The organism is Xanthomonas sp. NCPPB 3761 (assembly GCF_041475705.2).
In the GTDB taxonomy this organism is placed as follows: Bacteria; Pseudomonadota; Gammaproteobacteria; order Xanthomonadales; family Xanthomonadaceae; genus Xanthomonas; species Xanthomonas phaseoli.
Window position 1 is genome coordinate 1,362,056 of sequence record NZ_CM191262.1, and the last position, 19,576, is coordinate 1,381,631.

At 65.5% G+C, this 19,576-nt stretch carries 11 protein-coding genes and 1 pseudogene; 8 read left to right on the forward strand and 4 right to left on the reverse strand.

What is annotated here, in order from left to right:
* Window positions 1-13 precede the first annotated feature (13 nt).
* From ACCQ00_RS06010 to ACCQ00_RS06030, 5 genes and pseudogenes are all read left to right on the forward strand, one after another.
* Entirely contained in the window at window positions 14-193 is a 180-nt protein-coding gene (locus tag ACCQ00_RS06010) for a hypothetical protein (protein ID WP_039573035.1), read from the forward strand.
* Between the two features lie 31 nt (window positions 194-224).
* A complete protein-coding gene (locus tag ACCQ00_RS06015; protein ID WP_039573032.1) occupies window positions 225-854 on the forward strand; it encodes an alpha-ketoglutarate-dependent dioxygenase AlkB in 630 nt (209 codons plus the stop codon).
* Between the two features lie 75 nt (window positions 855-929).
* Window positions 930-1,137 (forward strand): annotated as a pseudogene (locus ACCQ00_RS06020) (hypothetical protein).
* Between the two features lie 61 nt (window positions 1,138-1,198).
* Window positions 1,199-2,908, forward strand: a complete 1,710-nt coding sequence (locus ACCQ00_RS06025) for an FAD-dependent oxidoreductase (protein WP_372354085.1) — start codon at window positions 1,199-1,201, stop codon at window positions 2,906-2,908.
* Window positions 2,905-3,210 carry a UBP-type zinc finger domain-containing protein gene (locus ACCQ00_RS06030; RefSeq protein WP_039573026.1) on the forward strand — a complete coding sequence of 102 codons (306 nt, stop codon included), beginning with the start codon at window positions 2,905-2,907 and terminating at the stop codon, window positions 3,208-3,210. Before ACCQ00_RS06025 ends, ACCQ00_RS06030 begins: the two co-directional genes overlap by 4 nt.
* 196 nt (window positions 3,211-3,406) lie before the next feature.
* Here ACCQ00_RS06030 and ACCQ00_RS06035 read toward each other — a convergent pair whose 3' ends face one another.
* On the reverse strand, window positions 3,407-4,153 hold the full coding sequence (locus tag ACCQ00_RS06035) for an EAL domain-containing protein (RefSeq protein ID WP_039573074.1): 747 nt from the start codon (window positions 4,151-4,153) through the stop codon (window positions 3,407-3,409).
* Between the two features lie 148 nt (window positions 4,154-4,301).
* Here ACCQ00_RS06035 and ACCQ00_RS06040 point away from each other — a divergent pair, with 148 nt between their 5' ends.
* The 3 genes from ACCQ00_RS06040 to ACCQ00_RS06050 all read left to right on the forward strand — a co-directional run bounded on the left by ACCQ00_RS06040 (window position 4,302) and on the right by ACCQ00_RS06050 (window position 14,411).
* Window positions 4,302-4,940: an HD domain-containing protein gene (locus ACCQ00_RS06040; RefSeq protein WP_017157909.1), complete on the forward strand. Its 639-nt coding sequence runs from the start codon at window positions 4,302-4,304 to the stop codon at window positions 4,938-4,940.
* 257 nt (window positions 4,941-5,197) lie between these two features.
* On the forward strand, window positions 5,198-7,720 hold the full coding sequence (locus ACCQ00_RS06045; protein WP_039573025.1) for an excinuclease ABC subunit UvrA: 2,523 nt from the start codon (window positions 5,198-5,200) through the stop codon (window positions 7,718-7,720).
* 685 nt (window positions 7,721-8,405) lie between these two features.
* Window positions 8,406-14,411 (forward strand): transducer protein car, encoded by a 6,006-nt coding sequence (locus tag ACCQ00_RS06050; protein ID WP_372354140.1) that lies wholly within the window; start codon window positions 8,406-8,408, stop codon window positions 14,409-14,411.
* A gap of 1,092 nt (window positions 14,412-15,503) precedes the next feature.
* On the opposite strand, the gene ACCQ00_RS06055 is transcribed toward ACCQ00_RS06050, so the two are convergent.
* From ACCQ00_RS06055 to ACCQ00_RS06065, 3 genes are read right to left on the reverse strand one after another with little or no spacing between them, the layout of a single operon-like run.
* Complete coding sequence (locus ACCQ00_RS06055) at window positions 15,504-17,801, reverse strand: xanthine dehydrogenase family protein molybdopterin-binding subunit (RefSeq protein WP_039573019.1); 2,298 nt, start codon at window positions 17,799-17,801, stop codon at window positions 15,504-15,506.
* Complete coding sequence (locus ACCQ00_RS06060) at window positions 17,798-18,886, reverse strand: FAD binding domain-containing protein (protein WP_039573017.1); 1,089 nt, start codon at window positions 18,884-18,886, stop codon at window positions 17,798-17,800. The genes ACCQ00_RS06055 and ACCQ00_RS06060 overlap by 4 nt, the downstream gene beginning before the upstream one ends.
* A complete protein-coding gene (locus tag ACCQ00_RS06065; protein WP_039573015.1) occupies window positions 18,859-19,437 on the reverse strand; it encodes a (2Fe-2S)-binding protein in 579 nt (192 codons plus the stop codon). The genes ACCQ00_RS06060 and ACCQ00_RS06065 overlap by 28 nt, the downstream gene beginning before the upstream one ends.
* Window positions 19,438-19,576 lie beyond the last annotated feature (139 nt).

Below are 19,576 nucleotides of genomic sequence, written 5' to 3' on the forward strand. Positions count from 1 at the left end.
AGGTGCTTGCCCGATGCCGCTGGACACGCTGGGAATCACCACGTGGGCAGGGAAGCAATGGATGCAATCTCTCCACGAAAACGAGCAGGCATGCTTGATCGCCGTACGTGAGAACGGTGCGGCGCTTTGTGTACCGCAGCGTGAAGCTGAACTGGTCGGGCTGGCGCCATGGGCGACGAAGGCGTGGCGCTGAAATCTGCTGCAGGCGCCCGCATATTGCGTTAATGGATTTGTTCAACGCTTCCATCGCACCGCTGCAGGTGCTGCACGACCAGCAAGGTGGCGTGCGCTATTGGCCGCAGCTGTTGCCGCCCGCACTGGCGCAGGCCGCGTTCGACGCACTGCGCGAGGGCGCCGATTGGCGCAGCCAGCGCCGCGAAATGTACGACCGGGTGGTGGAGGTGCCGCGCCTGCTGGCCTCGTATCGGTTGGATGACACATGGCCTGCGGGATTGCCGCTGCAGCGCTTGCTCGATGCGGTGCAGGCGGTGCTCCCGGCGCCGTATAACGCGGTGGGCTTGAATCTGTACCGCGATGGGCGCGATAGCGTGGCAATGCATCACGACGCGCTGCACACGCTGGTGGCACCGCATCCGATCGCGCTGCTGTCGCTGGGTGCACCGCGCCGGATGCAACTGCGCGCCAAGGACGGCAGCGCGCGGGCAGTCGCACTGGAGCTGGCAGCGGGGAGCCTGCTGGCGATGAGCCACGCCTCGCAACACACGCATGTGCACGGCATTGCCAAGACCACGCGCGCGGTGGGCGAGCGCATCAGTGTGGTGTTTCGCGTGCGCCCGGCCCAGCGCATGGCGGCCGGGCAGCATGGGCCACATTGGGAGCCTGTGCGGTCGTAGTGCACCGGCTTGGGCTCGATTGATGGGGCACCTCACAAAGTCACCGCCAGGTGCGCACAGGCGTTGATCTGCGGGATGCACCATGCGGACCCTGCGTTGGCCATGCGCGGTCTGCGCCTGGCGGATGATTGCTTGCCGGGTGTATTGGCCGCGCCGGATTTCCCCACGCCGAACGCGTGCGGTCTTCACCAGCTGCATGCGCCTGACCGGCCGCAGCACGCGCTCGCGTACGCTTGTCCGGTGTCTGCACGCTGTCGCGGCGATGCGTGACCATTTCGGGTGATTGTCATTGCCATCACCACTGCCCATGCTTGCATGTGACCCCCTAGCCGCGTCGCCCCTCCATGTCTTTGGACCAGACCCGCCACCATCAGATGTTTCCCGAGCTGGACGCGGGCCAGCTGTCGATCACCCGGCGCTTTGCCAGCGGGCCGGTGCAGCGGTTCGGCGCGGGCGATCCCGTGTTCGAGGTCGGCGATGCCCACGCGCCGGTGTGGGTGGTGCTGGAGGGCGCCATCGAAGTGGTGCGCCGCGACGGACTGGGCAACGAAAAGCCGATCACCCGGCACACGCCCGGCCAGTTCACCGGCGAGGTGAGTCAGCTGGCCGGGCGCGCGTCGCTGGCGGCCGGACGTGCCGGGCCGGACGGCTGCCTGGCGCTGCCCTTCGATACCGCGCATCTGCGCGCGCTGATGATCAGTTCGGCCGAAGTGGGCGAAGTGGTGATGCGTGCGTTGATCCTGCGCCGCGTCGGGCTGATCGAGGGCGATGCGTCCGGTTCGGTGTTGATCGGCGAGCCGGACGATCCGCATCTGACCCGTCTGCAGGGCTTTTTGACCCGCAACGGCTACCCCAACACGGTGATGGATGTCTCCGACGACGACGGCCGCGCGTTGGTGGAGCGCCTGGGCATCCAGGAACACGATCTGCCGGTGATGGTGTGCCCCAGCGGGCGGGTGTTGCGCCAGCCCAGCGATGCCGAAGCCGCGCATTGCCTGGGCATGACGCCGGACATCGACCCGGACAAACGCTATGACGTGGCGATTGTGGGCGCCGGCCCTGCCGGCCTGGCGACGGCGGTGTATGCCGCATCCGAAGGTTTGTCGGTGCTGGTGCTGGACCAGCGCGCCATCGGCGGGCAGGCCGGTGCGTCGGCGCGCATCGAAAACTATCTCGGCTTTCCCACCGGCATTTCCGGGCAGGCGCTGGCCGGGCGCGCCTACAACCAGGCGCTGAAATTCGGCGCGGAACTGGCGATTCCGATCGAGGCGGCCACGCTGGAATGCGGCCGCGACGATGGCGCGCTGAAGCTGGATCTGGCCGATGGCAAACAAGTGCTGGCCAGCACGGTGGTGATCGCCTCGGGTGCGCGCTACCGGCGCCCGGAGATCGAGGGGCTGGATCGCTTCGAAGGCCACGGTGTCTCGTACTGGGCCTCGCCGGTGGAGGCGCGCCTGTGCGAGGGCTGCGTGGTGGCGCTGGTGGGCGGCGGCAATTCTGCAGGACAGGCGGTGGCGTTCCTGGCGCCGCGGGTCAAGGAACTGCACCTGATCATTCGCGGCGATGGGCTGGAAAGCTCGATGTCGCAATACCTCATCGAACGCATCGCCGCGTTGCCGAACGTGCAGCTGCACACCGGTACTGAAGTGGCCGCGCTGGAGGGCGACCCCGAGCGCGGCCTGCAGGCTGCGGTGTTGCGCACGCGCAAGGACGATGCAACCACCCGCGTGGAGTTGCGGCACCTGTTCCTGTTCGTCGGCGCAGATCCCAACACCGGTTGGCTGCAGGATTGCGTGGACACCGACAAGCGCGGCTTTGTCATGACCGGCACCGCGCGTGGCGACGGCGTGCCGGCGTGCCTGCCGCTGGAAACCAATCGCCCGGGCGTGTTCGCCATCGGTGACGTGCGTGCGGGCTCGGTCAAGCGCGTGGCCGCCGCGGTGGGCGAGGGCGCCGCCGTGGTCGCGCAGATCCACCAGTACCTCGCACATCAGGCCAACCCGGTGCCGGTCTCCGAACTTGCCAGCGCCACCCAGGAGTCGACCAGCGCATGAGCCAGTACTGCCGCCATACCGATCAAATCAATCAGGTCACGCCCAGTGCGCGCGGCTGCGAAGAATGCCTGGCCATCGACAGCGTCTGGGTGCATCTGCGCCTGTGCCGCAGCTGCGGCCATGTCGGGTGTTGCGACGACTCGCCCAATCGCCACGCCACCGCGCATCACCATGCCACCGGTCATCCCATCATCGAAGGCTATGACCCGCCGGAAGGCTGGGGCTGGTGCTATGCGGACGAGGTGGAAGTGGAACTGCCGGATCAGACGCCGCAGCTGGGGCCGATTCCGCGGTATGTGTGAGCGGCGCCGCGTGGCGTTCGGCGGTCGCTGCTGGCTTGCGAGGCGGCGCTGGGAATCGGGAATCGGGATTGGGGAATCGTAAGAGCGGTTTCCGCACGTTCGATTGCCGCTGGTTGGGACGTTGTGCGCTTGCGCCTGCGTGTTGCGCTTGTTGGTTGGCGCGCCAGATTTGCGTCGTTCGTGCGCACCCGCACGCTCACTGCGGCCAATGCACCTTCGGTAGTTCTCCGATCTGCGGTCTGGCGAACAGATAGCCTTGCTGCAGGTGGATGCCCAGGTCGCGCAGGGTGCGGTATTCGTCGGGTTGTTCGATGCCCTCGGCGATGACGGCGATGCCGAGTTCGTCGCACATGCGGGTGACATGGCGCACGATGGCCTGGCGGCTGCGGTCGGTGTCGATCCCGCGGACCAGGGCGATGTCCAGCTTGAGCAGATCCGGCTGGAACTCGGCCAGCAGGCCCAGCCCGGCGTAGCCGGCGCCGAAGTCGTCGATGGCGGTCTTCATGCCACGCGCATGATAGGTGTGCAGGATGCCGAGCAGATGCGCCGGATCGGTGAGATGTTCCTGCTCGCTGACCTCGAAGATGATGGCGTCGAGCGGCCAACCGTGTTGCGCGGTGGCCGATAGCGTGGCGCGCAGGCAATGCTCGGGGTTATAGACCGCGTTGGGCATGAAGTTGATCGACAGCAGCGCCGGCAGGCCAATCTGCGCAGCGCATTCGATGGCCTTGATACGGCAGGCCTGGTCGAATGCGTAGCGATTGCGCTCATCCACTGCGGCCAGGATGCTGCCGGCCGACTCGCCGTTGATGCCGCGCACCAGCGCCTCGCCTGCGTAGATGCTGCGGGTGGACACGTCCACGATCGGCTGGAAGGCCATGGTGATCGCGGTGGGGAAGTCCTGGCCGTCGCGGCAGGCGTTGCAGACAGGAAGCATGGTCATGGCGTTGGGTCATCGAACGGCGTAGGTGCAGCCTAGACCTATCGGCCGCGATCGCGCAGCATTGAGCCTGAATCACTCATGGCGGTGTCCTCACCTGTCGGCAGTCGGGCTCGGCGATACTAGGCGCATCGCTCGCATCGGATGCCCCATGACCGCTCTCACCGAACGCTATGCCCTGGCCGTGGACTACGCGCGTATCGCGCACGCCGGGCAGGTGCGCAAGGGCACGCAGGTGCCCTACCTGAGTCATTTGCTGGGCGTCTCGACGCTGGTGCTGGAATGCGGGGGCGATGAGGAACAGGCCATCGCCGGCCTGCTGCACGATGTGGTGGAAGACTGCGGCGGCGGGCACGAGGCCTCGATCCGCGCGCAGTTCGGCGATGCGGTGGCCGACATCGTGATGGCGTGCACCGATGCCACTGCCGAAGACAAGGCCGAGGTGGACAACAGTGAGCGCGCACGCAAACGCGATTGGCGCGAGCGCAAGCAGGCCTATCTTGCGCACCTGCGCAAGACGCCCGAGCGCGCGCTGCTGGTGTCCGGCTGCGACAAGCTCTATAACGCGCGCAGCATCGTGCAGGACCTGGAAAATCCTGCCGTCGGTCAGGACATCTTCAATGTGTTTACCGCCGGGCGCGAAGGCACCCTGTGGTATTACGCCGCGCTGGAAGAGGTCTTCCGGACGCGCAATGCCGCCACCGCGCGGCTGTTCAGCGGCGCGGTGAGGCGCATGCATGCCCTGGCCGACACCGGCGCGCAGGTGTCCCCGGCGCATGCGCTAGGTTGAGCGCCGCAAGGAGACGGCGGTACGCGCCTCAGGCACGAGCAACCGACGCCAGGCGGCGGTAGCGACCACACAAGATGTGACTGCTACGCGCTGTCTACATCCATCTGACGAATGCGCCCCGCGCCTGGTTGGCCCCTGCATGCCATCTGCAGCGCCTGGCACCTGAGGTGTTGCCTGCGCTCGATCAGCATCGCTGACACCGGCTGCATGCCGCGCACGCTAGGCTGGCGTCTTGTCGATCTCTGGTTTCGGTAGTCATGTCAAACGCGACGTCTTCCACTGGCCTGGTGCGCGTGCGCGGCGCGCGCGAGCACAACCTCAAGAACGTAGATGTGGACATCCCCCGCGATGCACTGGTGGTGTTCACCGGCGTTTCCGGATCGGGCAAGTCGTCGTTGGCGTTCGGCACCATCTTTGCAGAGGCGCAGCGGCGCTATCTGGATTCGATCTCGCCGTATGCGCGGCGCCTGATCGACCAGGTAGGCGTGCCGGACGTGGATTCCATCGATGGCCTGCCACCGGCAGTGGCGTTGCAGCAGGCGCGCGGCGCGCCCAGCGCACGCTCGTCGGTGGGCAGCGTCACCACCATCTCCAACTCGTTGCGCATGCTGTATTCGCGTGCCGGCCAATATCCGCCGGGGCAGGAGATCATCTACGCCGACGGTTTTTCGCCGAACACGCCCGCGGGGGCATGCCCCACCTGCCACGGCCTGGGGCGCATCTATGACGCCACCGAAGCGACCATGGTGCCGGACCGAAGCCTGAGCATTCGCGAGCGCGCGGTCGCCGCCTGGCCGGGCGCATGGCATGGGCAGAACCAACGCGACATCCTCACCACGCTGGGCCATGACGTGGATGTGCCATGGCACACGCTGCCGAAGAAGACCCGCGACTGGATCCTGTTTAGCGACGAACAGCCGGTGGTGCCGGTCTATGCCGGTTACAACTTGGCCGAGGTCAAGCGCGCACTCAAGCGCAAGGAAGAGCCCAGCTACATGGGCACCTTCACCAGTGCGCGGCGTTATGTGCTGCACACCTTCGCCACCACGCAAAGCGCGCAGATGAAAAAGCGCGTGGCGCAGTATTTGCTCAGCACGCAATGCCCGCAGTGCGACGGCAAGCGCCTGCGCCGCGAGGCCTTGTCGGTCACCTTTGCCGGGCTGGATATCGGGGAGCTGTCGCGGCGCCCGCTGGACGAGGTGGCCGAGCTGCTGCGCCCCGCCGCCGAAGCCACGCCCTCCAACAGTACGCGCAAGGGGGCGCGCCAGCATCCGGAACAGGTGATCGCCGCGCAACGCATCGCCGCGGATCTGCGCGCGCGCATTGCCGTCGTACAGGCGCTGGGTCTGGGCTATCTCAGCCTGGAGCGCAGCACGCCCACCTTGTCGCCGGGCGAGTTGCAACGGCTGCGGCTGGCCACGCAGATCCGCTCGCAGTTGTTCGGCGTGGTGTACGTGATGGACGAACCATCGGCCGGCTTGCATCCCGCCGATGCGCAGGCGCTGCTGAGTGCGTTGGATCAACTCAAGGCGGCCGGAAACTCGGTCTTCGTGGTCGAACACGAAGTGGACGTGATCCGCCATGCAGACTGGATCGTGGATGTCGGCCCGGCAGCCGGCGTGCAGGGCGGGCAGGTGCTCTACAGCGGCCCGCCCGCAGGATTGGAGCAGGTGCAGGCCTCGTCCACGCGGCGCTATCTGTTCGGCGCACCGCCGCAGGTGCATCGCCAGGCGCGCGTGGCAAGCGCTTGGCTGCAGCTGCGCGGCATCACCCGCAACAACGTCCGCGCGCTGGATGTGGACCTGCCGTTGGGTGTCTTCACCACCGTCACCGGTGTGTCCGGCTCGGGCAAATCGTCGTTGGTGAGTCAGGCGCTGGTAGAACTGCTGGCCGCCCATCTGGGGCAGTCGCAGGCAGAGGACGAAGACGCCTTGGATCCGCTGGAGCGCGGCACGCAGGTGCCGTTGGGCGGCGCGATTGTCGCCGGATTGGATCAGGTGCGCCGGCTGGTGCGCGTGGATCAAAAGCCCATCGGCCGCACCCCGCGCTCCAATCTGGCCACCTACACCGGCCTGTTCGACCCGGCGCGCAAGCTGTTTGCGGCCACGCCGGCCGCACGCCGGCGCCGTTACGACCCGGGGCAATTCTCCTTCAACGTCGCCAAGGGCCGCTGTGCCACCTGCGAGGGCGAAGGCTCGGTGTACGTGGAATTGCTGTTCATGCCCAGCGTCTATGCACCGTGCCCCACCTGCCACGGCGCACGCTATAACGCCAAGACGTTGGAGATTGCGCTACGCGGTCGCAACATCGCGCAGGTGCTGGAAATGACGGTGGATCAGGCAGCCGTTTTCTTCGCCGACGATGCCAGCGTGCTGCGCCCGTTGCAGGTGTTGCGCGAAGTGGGGCTGGGCTATCTGCGTCTTGGTCAGCCGGCCACCGAGCTATCCGGTGGCGAAGCGCAGCGCATCAAGCTGGCGACCGAGCTGCAACGCGCGCAGCGACGCGACACCGTCTACGTGCTGGACGAGCCGACCACCGGCCTGCATCCGTCCGACGTGGATACCTTGATGGGCCAACTGCAAGGGCTGGTCGACGCAGGCAACACGGTGATCGTGGTCGAACACGATATGCGCGTGGCCGCCAGCAGCGACTGGGTGCTGGAGATGGGGCCGGGCGCGGGTGACGCTGGCGGCAACGTGGTTGTCGCAGGCACGCCGGCTGCGGTAGCTCAATATGTCAAGAGCCGAACAGCTGCATTTCTTGCGCCGTTGATCGTTTAGGCGACGCACGTCGCAACTGATCGATACGGTCGGAATTTCAGTGCGCCACGTTTCGCCATCGCGCGCGGCGCTTCGCATTCGACATTCCGCGCGATGCTCAGCGCACTACTTTAGGGGGTGAGCAGCGGGACGTTGAATGCCCGACGTGTCCGCAGCGATACATTCTGACGGATGTCATTTCTTCTGGGAGGGAGGACGATATGCGCTTAATCACAGCAAGGCAACAGCGTCACGCTCGGGGCGTGAGCGTGTTCAATTGCGTGCACACCCTGAGTTTGCCAGCGCCCGCGTGAGCTCGCTTTTCTGGCGGGCTCGCCGTCTGGCCTGAACTGGCAATGCGTCGGTGCGCCAAGTGAGGGCCTGGGCGTTGCCCGCGCCCATCGAGTGTTTCCGATCAAGCCGAATGGATTGCCTACGCATGCTCCGCGCACTGTCAGGCATCCGTGGGCCTGTCTTGATCGGGAATGCACATCTGCGGTACTTCACGCCGTGTGAGGCGTCGCCCTGCAGACGTCGCGCCGAGCATCCCATTTTTTTGGATAGTTCGATGACCACATCACACTCCATCGCTTCCTCAAGTGCGTCTCGGTCGCTGCCGGCACCAGATTCGGTAGACACGTCGGTGCCGACCACAGTCTCACCGCGGCCGCCTTTCCCTGAGTCTCCGGCGCATGCGCCGGGCGCCTTGCCGGTAAGGCGACGCGCATCCAGCACCTCAACCACCGCGGTCCGCCTGCGCAGTTCCCCGTCGCAGCACGGCCGACGTGCCAGCGTGCAGCTCGACGGCGCCTCCGCGTCGGATCGCGAGGTCGCTCGCATAATTGACGCTTGTCTTGCGCGTCGGCCGGCGATCCAGAGCGAATCGGCGCTAGGCGGCGGTGGACGTCTGCTGCGCTATGTGGCCGATCCCAAGGATCCGCGGATGCCACGCAACGAGGCGTTCTTCACCACAACGCCAGGTTTACTGATCGCAGGGTTGACCGTGCATCCGGACGTCGAACGCCGCACCGGCACGGCGCCGACCGCCGACCAGATCGCCAGCCAGCTTGCCGAGCCGCCGATTGGTCTGCTGACCGGTATCTGGCAGGCGACCGATGGTCAGTGTTTCACCTGTCGTGCTAACCAGCTGCATCGCGCCGATGCGCGTGGGCGCTGGGTACCGGTTCCGCTGCCCGCCGCGTGCGGTGCAGCTGCCGATATCCGCATGCTCGGCCTGCAGGCCGATGGCGCTGTGTATCTGCAGGCGGGTGCTCACTGCTGGCGCGCCGGCAGTGAGCAGATATCCGTCAGCGTCGACGATCTACCGGACGGCGCCGTGCTTCGTTTCGATGCCGATGGCAGGCCATGCCTGCTGCATGATGGCCTGTTCCGGCGTTGCGATGAGGATATGCCCGACCGGATGGTGGAGTTGTTGCGTCCGGTGCCTGGCGGCCCAGCCTTCGAGCCGACGCCTGCGGTGCCGGTCGATGTGCTGCCGCTGCCGCATCCTGACGCCGGCACCGCGTTGATGCTCGATGACAAGGGGCGCGTGTATGAGGCGGATCTGCGCGGAACCGGGCCGATCGCTGCACGGCGCCTGACCTTGCCGGATCGGCTGGAGCGCTCACAGGGATGGGCGGTCACGTCCATCGGGCTTGCCACCGACAACGGTGTGCATCTTGTGCTGGAAGACAGAACCGGGCACCGCATCGCGTTGCAACGGCCGGCAGGACAAGCGAGATTCCAGCCGGCGTTCATGCTCGACCGTCCGCTTCTGCTGATGCGCAGCGAAGGGCTGCAGCTGCCCGCCGATGAGGCGATACAGTCGCCGGTGGTGCTGGATGGACATGCCCGGCTGGGGCATTTGGACGGGGTGCTGCACTACTCGCCCGCGCCAGACCAGCCATGGGAGCGGCTAAAGCTTGCCGATGGCGCTCCACTCACCGGCGTTGTCTCGTTGCATACCGGAGCGCGTGGCTTCGTCGACCGTCGGCCAGTGTTTGCGTTGCTGGCTTCGCCGCCGCAACTGGTCGACATCACGCTTCCCGGGCGGACCACCTGGCTGGCGGCCGATGCTGTGCCCACCACGCCTTCCGGTGGGCCGCTCATCGTGGTGCCGGATGTAGTGGAGGTGCGCTGCAAGCCAATCGCCCATTTCGACGAAGAGCTTGTCCAGGCGGCAGTGCATGCAGATCGCAGCGCGGTAGTGATGACGGCGTCGGGAACGTTGCTCAAGGTGGATGCGGAAGGCAACCGCGGCAGCATCCCCCCGCTGCAACGCCCGCTGGCAATCGCGGTCGGGTTGGACGATGTGCTGTATGCGTTAGACCACCCTCACCAAGGGCCTGTGCAGCTATACCGGCTTGCAGAACACGGGCAGTGGGATGCGGTGCAGATCACCTTGCCAAAGACGCTGCCGCCACCGCGTGGGCTGCGCAGTACGCGTACCGGGCGACTCCAGGTGCAGTTGGGCGCGCGCTGGCACGCCGTGTTGCCAGCAATGACGGCTGCAGATGGCACCCTCCTGGCGGCACGCGTTGCCGCGTCTCCGTCACTCGAGGAAGTCGCCGCTGCCAGTACCCAGTCCGGTACCAATGCCCACATAAACCAGCAGCAGGCAAGTCGGATCAGTACGCCCGACCACGACGCGGCGATCAGCACGACCTTGCTGGGCACCACGTCCACCGATCCGTTAAGTTTGAGCTCGAATGTGCAGGTCCTGGTCGAGAGTGGTCGCGCTCAGGCCACCGCGTTCGCGCAAGTGATGACAGACATAGTCGGAGGTGCTGTGCGCACGCTGGCCGGATGGACCGGCGTGACACAGCCACCCACACCGCAGCAACAGCGACTTGCCGGCGTCCGCCAGGAGGCGATGCAGGCCCAGTCGCTTGCGCTGGAACTGTTCGAGAGTTTGCCTGTCCTGGCCGAGGTGCGTATTGCCGCTGCGGCGTCTGAGCGCCAACCGGTTGATGGGCTTTCGGCTGAACAGAATGCGCGCCTGGTCGCCTTGCGCGAAACGGCCTTGACCGGGCTGTTGCGCGATCTGCGCAAGATCGGATTCCGCGATGGCGCGCTGGCCGCTGATTTTTCCATGGCGGACGGGGCCTCCATCCAGCGGACAAGTTCGACTCCCAGCTATCGCGTCGCCGAACTTTGGCGGCGGGCGCGTTCTGCGGTCACTCGCGCTGTGGTGCAGAAGGATGATGACCTGATGCCCTCATTTGACCGTTGCATCGCTGCGCTGGCCGGTGGCGCAGCGCTACATCCGCAGGCACTGAGCGACATCGAGCATGCGCTGCTTGCCGAGTTGCGTGAGGTCGTCCATCGACTCAAGACCGCCAAGGTCGCTTTGCCGGCCCAGAAGGAGCAAGCCGCCAACGCAGCCGATGCGCCCAATGCGCTGCGCAGCGCCTGCCTGCTCGCAGGCTTGGTTGAGTACGACGCGCTGCTGGGCGTTCACGACGCGCAGGCGCTGGAGGCAGCCGACGCCAGGCGGCAGCAGTCCGGGTTGCATGCGCTGGCCAAGCTGGGGCTGTCGTCCTGGCGCGAACTGGAGGCATTCGATGACGTGGTGTCGACCTTTCGGCAAGAGGTCACTACTCCCGGCAGCGCCCGCCAGCTGCAGCTGCTCAAGAGTCTTGGTCTGCCGCAGGGGAGCGCCCCAGATGAAATGGCATCGCGCATGATCGATGTGCTGCAGGACCTGTTCAATCGCAGCACCTTCTTCTCGACTCGGGTGCGCTCGGCCGAGCTGCGCGGCTCGCTGGGGTCGGTGCAATGGATGCATGTAAATCCGATCAATGTCGGTATGGGAGGGGAGGCCATCCACGCGCTGGGCGTCGAGCGCATCGGCGATTCGAAGGACGGCGACGCGGGCTTGGTGGCCTTCTTCGTGCGCCACGCAAAAGCGACCGCGTCCGCAACCGCAGGCCTGAGCATTGATCTTGAACCGGGCCCGGGGACCGGCGGACATGTGTATGTGGACGCCCCGGGGCAAACAGTGTCTGCAACCTGGGGCGGCGCGGCCAATCTAGGCGTGGGGGGGACCTATCAACATGGCGTGGGCGCGGCAGTCATCCTGTCGCCGGACACCATCCCCGAATTTGCCAGACTGTTGTTCGACCGGTACGCCGGCGATACCACCTGCCTGTTACGTGCAGGTGTGAATGATGGGGCGATCGGCCTGGATCTGTTTGAAACCAACATCAACGCGTCGCTCAACGTCAACCTGGCTGTGAATCCCCTGGCAGTCAGGCATCCCTTCGGCGCGAAACAGCCCACCGCACAGGGCGCAGCCACCGGCAGTCCGCGCAGCGCGATTACGGTGTCGGTGCCGGTCGGCATGACGGCGCAGATCGGGGTGCAATGGAGCCAGATGGAATTGCATCTGGACCACGCCTGGCAAGACATCATCGGCCTGGAATTCCAGGGTCGCATCGGCATTAATGCCGAGGTCAATGCCGGCATCAATTCAGGTGGCACATTGACTTCGGTACTTGGACGCAATTTCAAACGGCTGGTCAATGCCGTCACCGGTGCCGGCACGCTGCAGCTGGCCGGTGTGCGAGTGGCGTCTAGCGACGTGCAGTTGCCAACCAACGCAATACTGGACGATACGCGCACCGGCCCGTTATTGGGCACTGCCAGCTACAAGCGCACCCTGGATACGAATGCCGCGCAGCCGGTGACGCGGCATCGATGGGACACGTTGCGCGCACGGCTCACGGCCGTTTTTCCAGAAAGCAGCGCCGAACTGAGCGCGATGGAGTATCCGTCCACGCCGGAAGAGCGCAGTGTCGTGCTGCGCAAGGCGCTCGAACGTATCCAGGGTCCCGACGCGCTGGCCATCGAAGCTGGCGCGGCACTCGGCGGAGCAGCCCTGGCGCGACAGCGGACGCTCGCCGCGCAAGCGACTAGTGCCGCGGCGGCATCGCTGTGGAAAGGCGGTACGGCGGCCGAGCGCGCGGCAGTGGTCGACATGCTGCATCAGCTGCGGCAGGAGGACGCTGCAGCCATCCAGCAGCGGGCGCGCGTGATTCCCGGCGCCCGCGTAGAGATCAACATGTTCGGACGCGAATCGCTCGACGCGGTAATCAGTCATGCCATCGGCCACTGCGCGCTGGGCGAGAAGATGCGCGACGTTGCCGAGATACGACGCAAGATTCCCGGGCTGGATGGGGCGTTGCGCAGATTCAAGGACATCCCGTATGTCAATCAGGTTCGTTTCGTGTTTGAGATGCGGCCGCAGGCGATGGTGGCGATCAACGACGCCCTAGCCGCCAGGCAGCATGCGCAGTCAGCAGCTGCACTGGGATTGCCGGTGTCCAGCGACGGGATGTCCTGGCAGGACGTTCTGGTTGCCGCGCAGCAATCGCCGGATCTGTACCGGCTTGCGGCCATCGCCGTTCACAATACCGACGAAAATCCGGTCACCAGTCGTGTCGGTCTGCCGCTGCTCAATGTGGTGTCGACGGCGGTCGCCTCGCACCAGTTGTTCGAGGCGGAGATTCAGTTCCGTTACGGGTTGTACGACCGCATCGAAGGGGCGGAAGTCCTCGAAGCCGGTGCGCGTGCGCTGCGCCGCCCCCTGGACCGTCTGCAGCAGGCCGGCGTGCAGGCGCTTGGGCAACCTCAGCGTGCGCAAGTGCCGCAACCGGGCAGGGTCTCCCCGCGGGCCGAGCGCCCAGGGTTACAGGAGGCGCGCGAGCTTGCATTTGAACGGCATCTGCAGACGGGCACGCCGCCGGAGGGTCCTCATCTACGCGCGTTGACGCGCGAATTGGCACGCCTGGAAGAACAAACGCTTGGAGTTGATGCGCAGCGCCGCAACTGCGCTGCGCTGATGGAGGCAGTGGGGCTCGCACAGGCCAAGGCAGGCGAACGCATCGACCGCTTGTTGGCCAGACTTGCGCCAACAGGCCAGGACATCACCGAAGCGGCGATCGCGCCGTGGAGCTTGCGCCAAGCGCTTGCGTCGTTGCACGCCTGCAGGGAGGTGGTGACACAGGCCGAGCATGCGCTTGACCAGGCGCACGGTCGCCTAAATCACCTGATGGCCGGGCGCAGCGCAATGGAGGAGATTGCGGTAGCTCAGCATGCGTTCGAATTACTGCGGCAGGCTGCACAAAGTGAGTCGTCACTGATTGCAGCGATCGACTACCTTCTGCGCCAGACTGCAGAGGCGTATGACGCGCAAGAGGCGCAACTGCAGGACCTGGACGACAGGTTGAACGACCTGTTGCAGCGTCTGGCGGATCTGCAGCGCGTGTCTGAGCTAGAGCGTCAGTCTATCGAACATGCCGAGCGCGATGCCGACATCCGACGCCAAGCGCTGCGGGTATTGCGCATGCATGCCACGAGCACCGATGCGTTGGCGAACGACACCGCCAGCGAGGATGAGGCAGTGCGGGTACTCGAAGAGGCGCAAACGAAACTGAGCAGGGTCCAGCAGCAATCGGCAGAGACACGCGATCGCATCGTTGCGCTGATGTCGTTAGCGCACGGCGTGCGCGCCAGGCTGGCTGAAGAATCAGATGCATTAGGCGACATCGATGCACAGACACGTGCAGCACGGCAAACCATGACACGTGCGCACGACCTCGGTGAAAAGGCGCGGGCTGCCATGCTGGCGATGTTGGGCGCACCCTTCGGCGACGATGCCGCGCCAGCGGCCGATGCCGGCGATGACATCACCCTGGCCGATGAGCAATGAGCCTGATGCGCCGGGCACGCTTGAATGCCGTCCTGACCGCGCAGGCGTACGCGCGATGCGCGGGCGCGCTGCATGACAGGAGGGCGCGAGACCGGCGGCGGGGCGCTGCGGGTTGGAGCGTCAACCAGGCGCGTGTAGCCGAGGATGATCGCGACGTAGCGATTATATAGATAGACCGTACCGATGGCCTGCGCAGCACGCTGGTCATCGCAGTGTGCATCAGCGCAGCTGTTCAAAACTGGCCGACACAACCGGTAGCGTCGGGCGGCCGTGTCACCCACATATCGAACAGCTCCCGCTCCAAGGTCGGCGGTGTGGCCGGATTAGCTCAGCGGCTCACCGGGCGCCAGCAGCGCCAGGTCGGCACGGCGCCCGGCTGCTACCTGGGGTCTGCAGCGCTCGGATAGCGGGTGGGCGCAGGTGCAGCGCTCCGCGGCCTGCGGCAGGCCGAGGTTTGTCATTCGGTGGCGTTCTTCGCCACTGGTCGCGCAACAGACCTGATAAGTGGCCGAAACCGCGTGCGCAACACAAAGGACCTGCAGACCGAACTACGGCATCAGTTCGATACACGGGTGGTGGAAGCCGTAGCGGCGGTGGTCGATTCGGAAAACGGCACTGGTCAGCAATTGCGGCGCGCATGCGCCCGAAGCATTGGATGCGCTTTACCTGCAGCTGGAAGACACCCTGGTGCAGCTGTTGCGCCTGCATGTGTGCAGGGGCCGCGGAATGTCGGCCGACGATTCGACCAAATCCTGCGCTTGCGACCAACCGACCTGAAAGCGTCGGCCAACAACGAGTTGGTCTTGAGGCGGCTGTTGCCTGCCAGATCACCATAGCTGTGGTCACGGTGCGCATAGGTGCTAGCGAGACATCAGGCAAGAAGAAGTCCGCGCGACGCTGATGCGGCGACTGGCATGTACTGCACCGCTCACACTCGACGCTGCACCGCTCCGATAACACGATGGGCCCAGTGCACCGAATGCATTGGGCCCATCGTCGTGACCCATGAGAGCAGCGGCAACGTGGCTGCGTTTTCGTAACCCGTCTTATCGCTGCGCCATGCATTCATACAGGCGCAACGTGCCACGCAGGTCAGTCCGCCATCACCTTGTCCGGTGTCATCGGTGTGCTGCGGATGCGCTTGCCGGTGGCGTGGAAGATGGCGTTGCAGATCGCCGCCGAAACGCCAACCAAACCGATTTCGCCGACACCTTTCGCACCCAGGCTGCTCACGACGCGGTCGTCTTCGTTCGCGAAGATCACGTCGATGTCGTGGATGTCGGCGTTGGCGGAAACGTGATACAGCGCCAGGTCGTGATTCATGAAGCGGCCGAAGCGATGGTCCGATTGGGTGTGCTCGTGCAGCGCCTGGCCAATGCCCCAGACCACGCCACCCACGATCTGGCTGCGTGCGGTGATCGGATTGAGGATGCGCCCGGCGGCAACGGCGCTGACCACGCGGGTGACCCGTACCGTGCCCAGTTCTTCGTCCACCCGGACCTCCACAAACACGGCGCCGTGCGTGGCACGGGTGTATTTGCGTTGCTTGAGTACGTTCGGCAGCAGGAGGAATTTATCTTCGATCTGCTCCAGCCCGGCAGTGCGCAGCAGGTCGCTCAAGGCGATGGCGCTGCTGGCATCGGCCCGCAATGCCAGCTTGCCGTCGGCAAAGAACACATCGTCAGGTCTGGCCTTGGCAAAGCGCGACTCCGGCAGGGCCTGTGCCAGGCGCAACAGGCGCCGGCGCAACTTCGCGCACACGCCATCCACTGCCGAGCCCACCGTCGTGACGTGCGAGGAGCCGCCTTCGATCGGCGCAACCGGCAAGGTGGAATCGCCAAGTTGAAACGTCACCTGTTCCAGCGGCAGACCCAAGGCTTCGGCAGCGATCATCGCCATCACCGTGTAGGTGCCGGTGCCGATATCGCTGGCCGCACTGCTGACCACCAAACTGCCGTCGGCATGCAGTGCCGCATGGGCGCGCGCGAACATCTGCATCGCGTCCCATTGCCCGGTGGCCATGCCCCAGCCCACCCACTCGCTGCCTTCCTTGCGTGCGCGCGGTTGCAAGGGACGTTGCGCCCAACCGAACCGCTCTGCCCCTTGCTCGTAACACTGGCGCAGCGCCTTGGTGGAGTAGGGCTTGTCGTCGGCCGGGTTGACCTCGGCGTAGTTCTTCAGGCGCAGTGCCAACGGATCGATGCCGACCTCATAGGCCAACTCGTCCATCGCCACTTCCAGCGCATGCACACCATGCGCGGCGCCGGGCGCCCGCATGTCGATCGGGCTGTATTGGTCCAGACTCACCAGCTTGTAGCCCAGGTGCACGTTGTCGCAGGCATACAATTGCCCGCTCCAGTTGACCACCACCTCCACGTAGTCTTCGATGCGCGAGGTTTCGGCGATGGCTTCATGCCAGACCGAACGTAGGGTGCCGTCGCGGTCTGCGCCGAGCTTGAGCCGCTGCAGCGTTTCCGGGCGGTGGCCGAAGGTGAACATCTGTTGCCGTGTCAGCACCACACGGACCGATCGATCCAGCAGGATCGACGCCATCACCGCCAGCGGCAGTTGATACTGCGGGCGCAGCCCGGAGCCGAACGCGCCGCCCACGTACGGGTTGCGCACGGTCACCTTGCGCTTGCTGAGCCCAAACACGTGCGACACATACCAACGGCTGTTCTGCGACCCCTGGGTTTTGTCGTAAATGGTGAAGTGGCCGTCGGCGTCGCGGATGACGGTGGAAGCGAACAACTCCATCGGGTTGTGGTGCTCAACGCCGCTGTAGTAGTCGGCCTGTACCTGGCACGCGGCATTGTCGAATGCGCTCTGCGGATCGCCCTTGTCTTTGGGCGGCGGCGAAAAACCGGCCTTCAACGGCTTGGGCGTGTGCGCACGGTCCAGGTTGGTCATCAGGTTGGTGTCGTGTGGATCCTGCAGCAACTCCACTTCCACCAGATGCGCCGCATGGCGCGCCGCTTCGAAGGTCTCGGCAACCACCAGCGCGATGGGCTGGCCGCTGTACAAGATCTTGTTGTCGTACAACGGACGGAACGGCGAACCGGCCGGCGCCGTCATGTCCTTGTAGAACAGGTCCATGCCGCGCATATGCGGGCGGTTTTTGTGGGTGACGATCTCCAGCACGCCGGGGACTGCGCGTGCTGCATCCAGATGGAAGGCAACGATCTCACCCTTGGCAATGCTGCTGTTGACCACCACCCCATAGGCCAGATCCGGCACCGGCCATTCGGCGGCATAACGTGCCTGTCCGGTGACTTTTGCGCGTCCGTCGATGCGCGTGACGCCGGTGCCGGTGGGGCGATAGCCTGTACCGCTGTCGGCAACCGGCGGGGTCAGCTCGCTGTCGGACAGGTCGGTGCTGCGTGCGTTCATGGCGATTCCTCCAGCGCACTGGTGCGCCCGCGGTTGTCGATGGTGCCCTCGCGCGCAACGCTCAATGCGCGCACGATGGCGCGGCGTGCCAGCGGCAGCTTGAAGGCGTTTTCGCCTTGCGGTTGCGCACCTTGCAGCAGCGTGTCCGCCAGGCGGCCGAAGGTGTCGGCATTGGCCGGCTGGCCGACCAGCTGTGCTTCTGCATCGGCATTGCGCCAGGGTTTGTGCGCCACGCCGCCCAGTGCCACACGCACGTCGCGGATGCTGCCGTCTTCGTCCAGATCCAACGCGGCCGCTACCGAGACCAGCGCGAACGCATACGAAAGGCGCTCGCGGATCTTGAGGTAGGCGCTGTGCGCAACGAAGCGCTGCGCATCGGGCAGATCGATATGCACGATCAATTCGTCCGGCGCCAAGGTGCTATCCAGTTCCGGGCGATCGCCAGGCAGGCGGTGGAACTGCGCGAACGCAATGTCGCGCTCTCCCCGGGCGCCCTGCACATGCACCACGGCATCCAGCGCAGCCAAGGCCACGCACATATCCGATGGATGCGTGGCGATGCAGTGCGCGCTGGCGCCGAGAATGGCGTTGTATTTGGTCAGCCCGCCAATGGCCGAACAGCCGGTGCCCGGGTCGCGTTTGTTGCAAGGGGTGGCATGGTCGTAGAAATACATGCAGCGCGTGCGCTGCAGCAGGTTGCCGCCATTGCTGGCCATGTTGCGAATCTGCGGCGAAGCGCCGGCCAGAATCGCCGCGCTCAACAAGGGGTAACGCGTTTCGACCTCCGGGTGATATGCGGTGTCGGCATTGCGCGCCAACGCACCCAGGCGCAGACCGCCATCGGGCTGGGCGCTGATGCTGTCCAGCGGCAGCCGATTGATGTCGACCAGGCTGCTGGGGCGCATCAGCTGCAGTTTCATCAGGTCGGTGAGATTGGTGCCGCCGGCGATGAAGCGCACCGGTGCCTGGGAGGGCACCGGCTGCGTGTCGCCGCTGCGCACTGCAATGGCGCCAAGTGCGGCATCGACGGTGTCCGGGCGTGCGTAGGTGAGCGGAATCATGCCGGCACCGTCCCGGGCGTCCACGGCGTGGCCGCGCTGTCGCTGCTGTCGCTGGGCATGCCCAGCACCTCCATCACGGCATCGGTGATCTGCGGATAGGCACCGCAACGGCAGAGATTGCCGCTCATCAGTTCACGCACCTGGTCGCGGTCGTGCGCCTTGCCTTCGTTGATCAAGCCCACGGCCGAGCACAGCTGCCCAGGAGTGCAGTAACCGCACTGAAACGCGTCGTTGGCGATGAAGGCGCGTTGCAGCGGATGCAGTGCATCGCCATCGTCCAGCCCTTCGACGGTGGTGATGTCGGCACCGTCCTGCATGACGGCTAGGGTCAGGCAACTGTTGATGCGGCGGCCATCGACCAGCACCGTACAAGCGCCGCATTGGCCATGGTCGCAACCTTTCTTGGTGCCGGTGAGGTCGAGGCGATCGCGCAGCAGGTCGAGCAGGCTCACCCAGGCTTCGAGCTGCAAGTGATACGGCTGACCGTTGATGCGCAGGTTGACTGGGTAGGTCGGCGCACTGGTGGTGGCAGTGGCCGGCGCCGTGTCATGGGCAGTGGCGGGTGTGGCAGTCATGCGAACCCCGTGGCGATGGCTGAGGAGAAGGACCACCACCTTGACGGCGCTGTGGTCAACGCAAAGTGACCATGACTGCGATTGGCACCGATGCGGCGCGGCGTACGCGCATTCAGGAGCGGCGTCGTGACCGCTACAC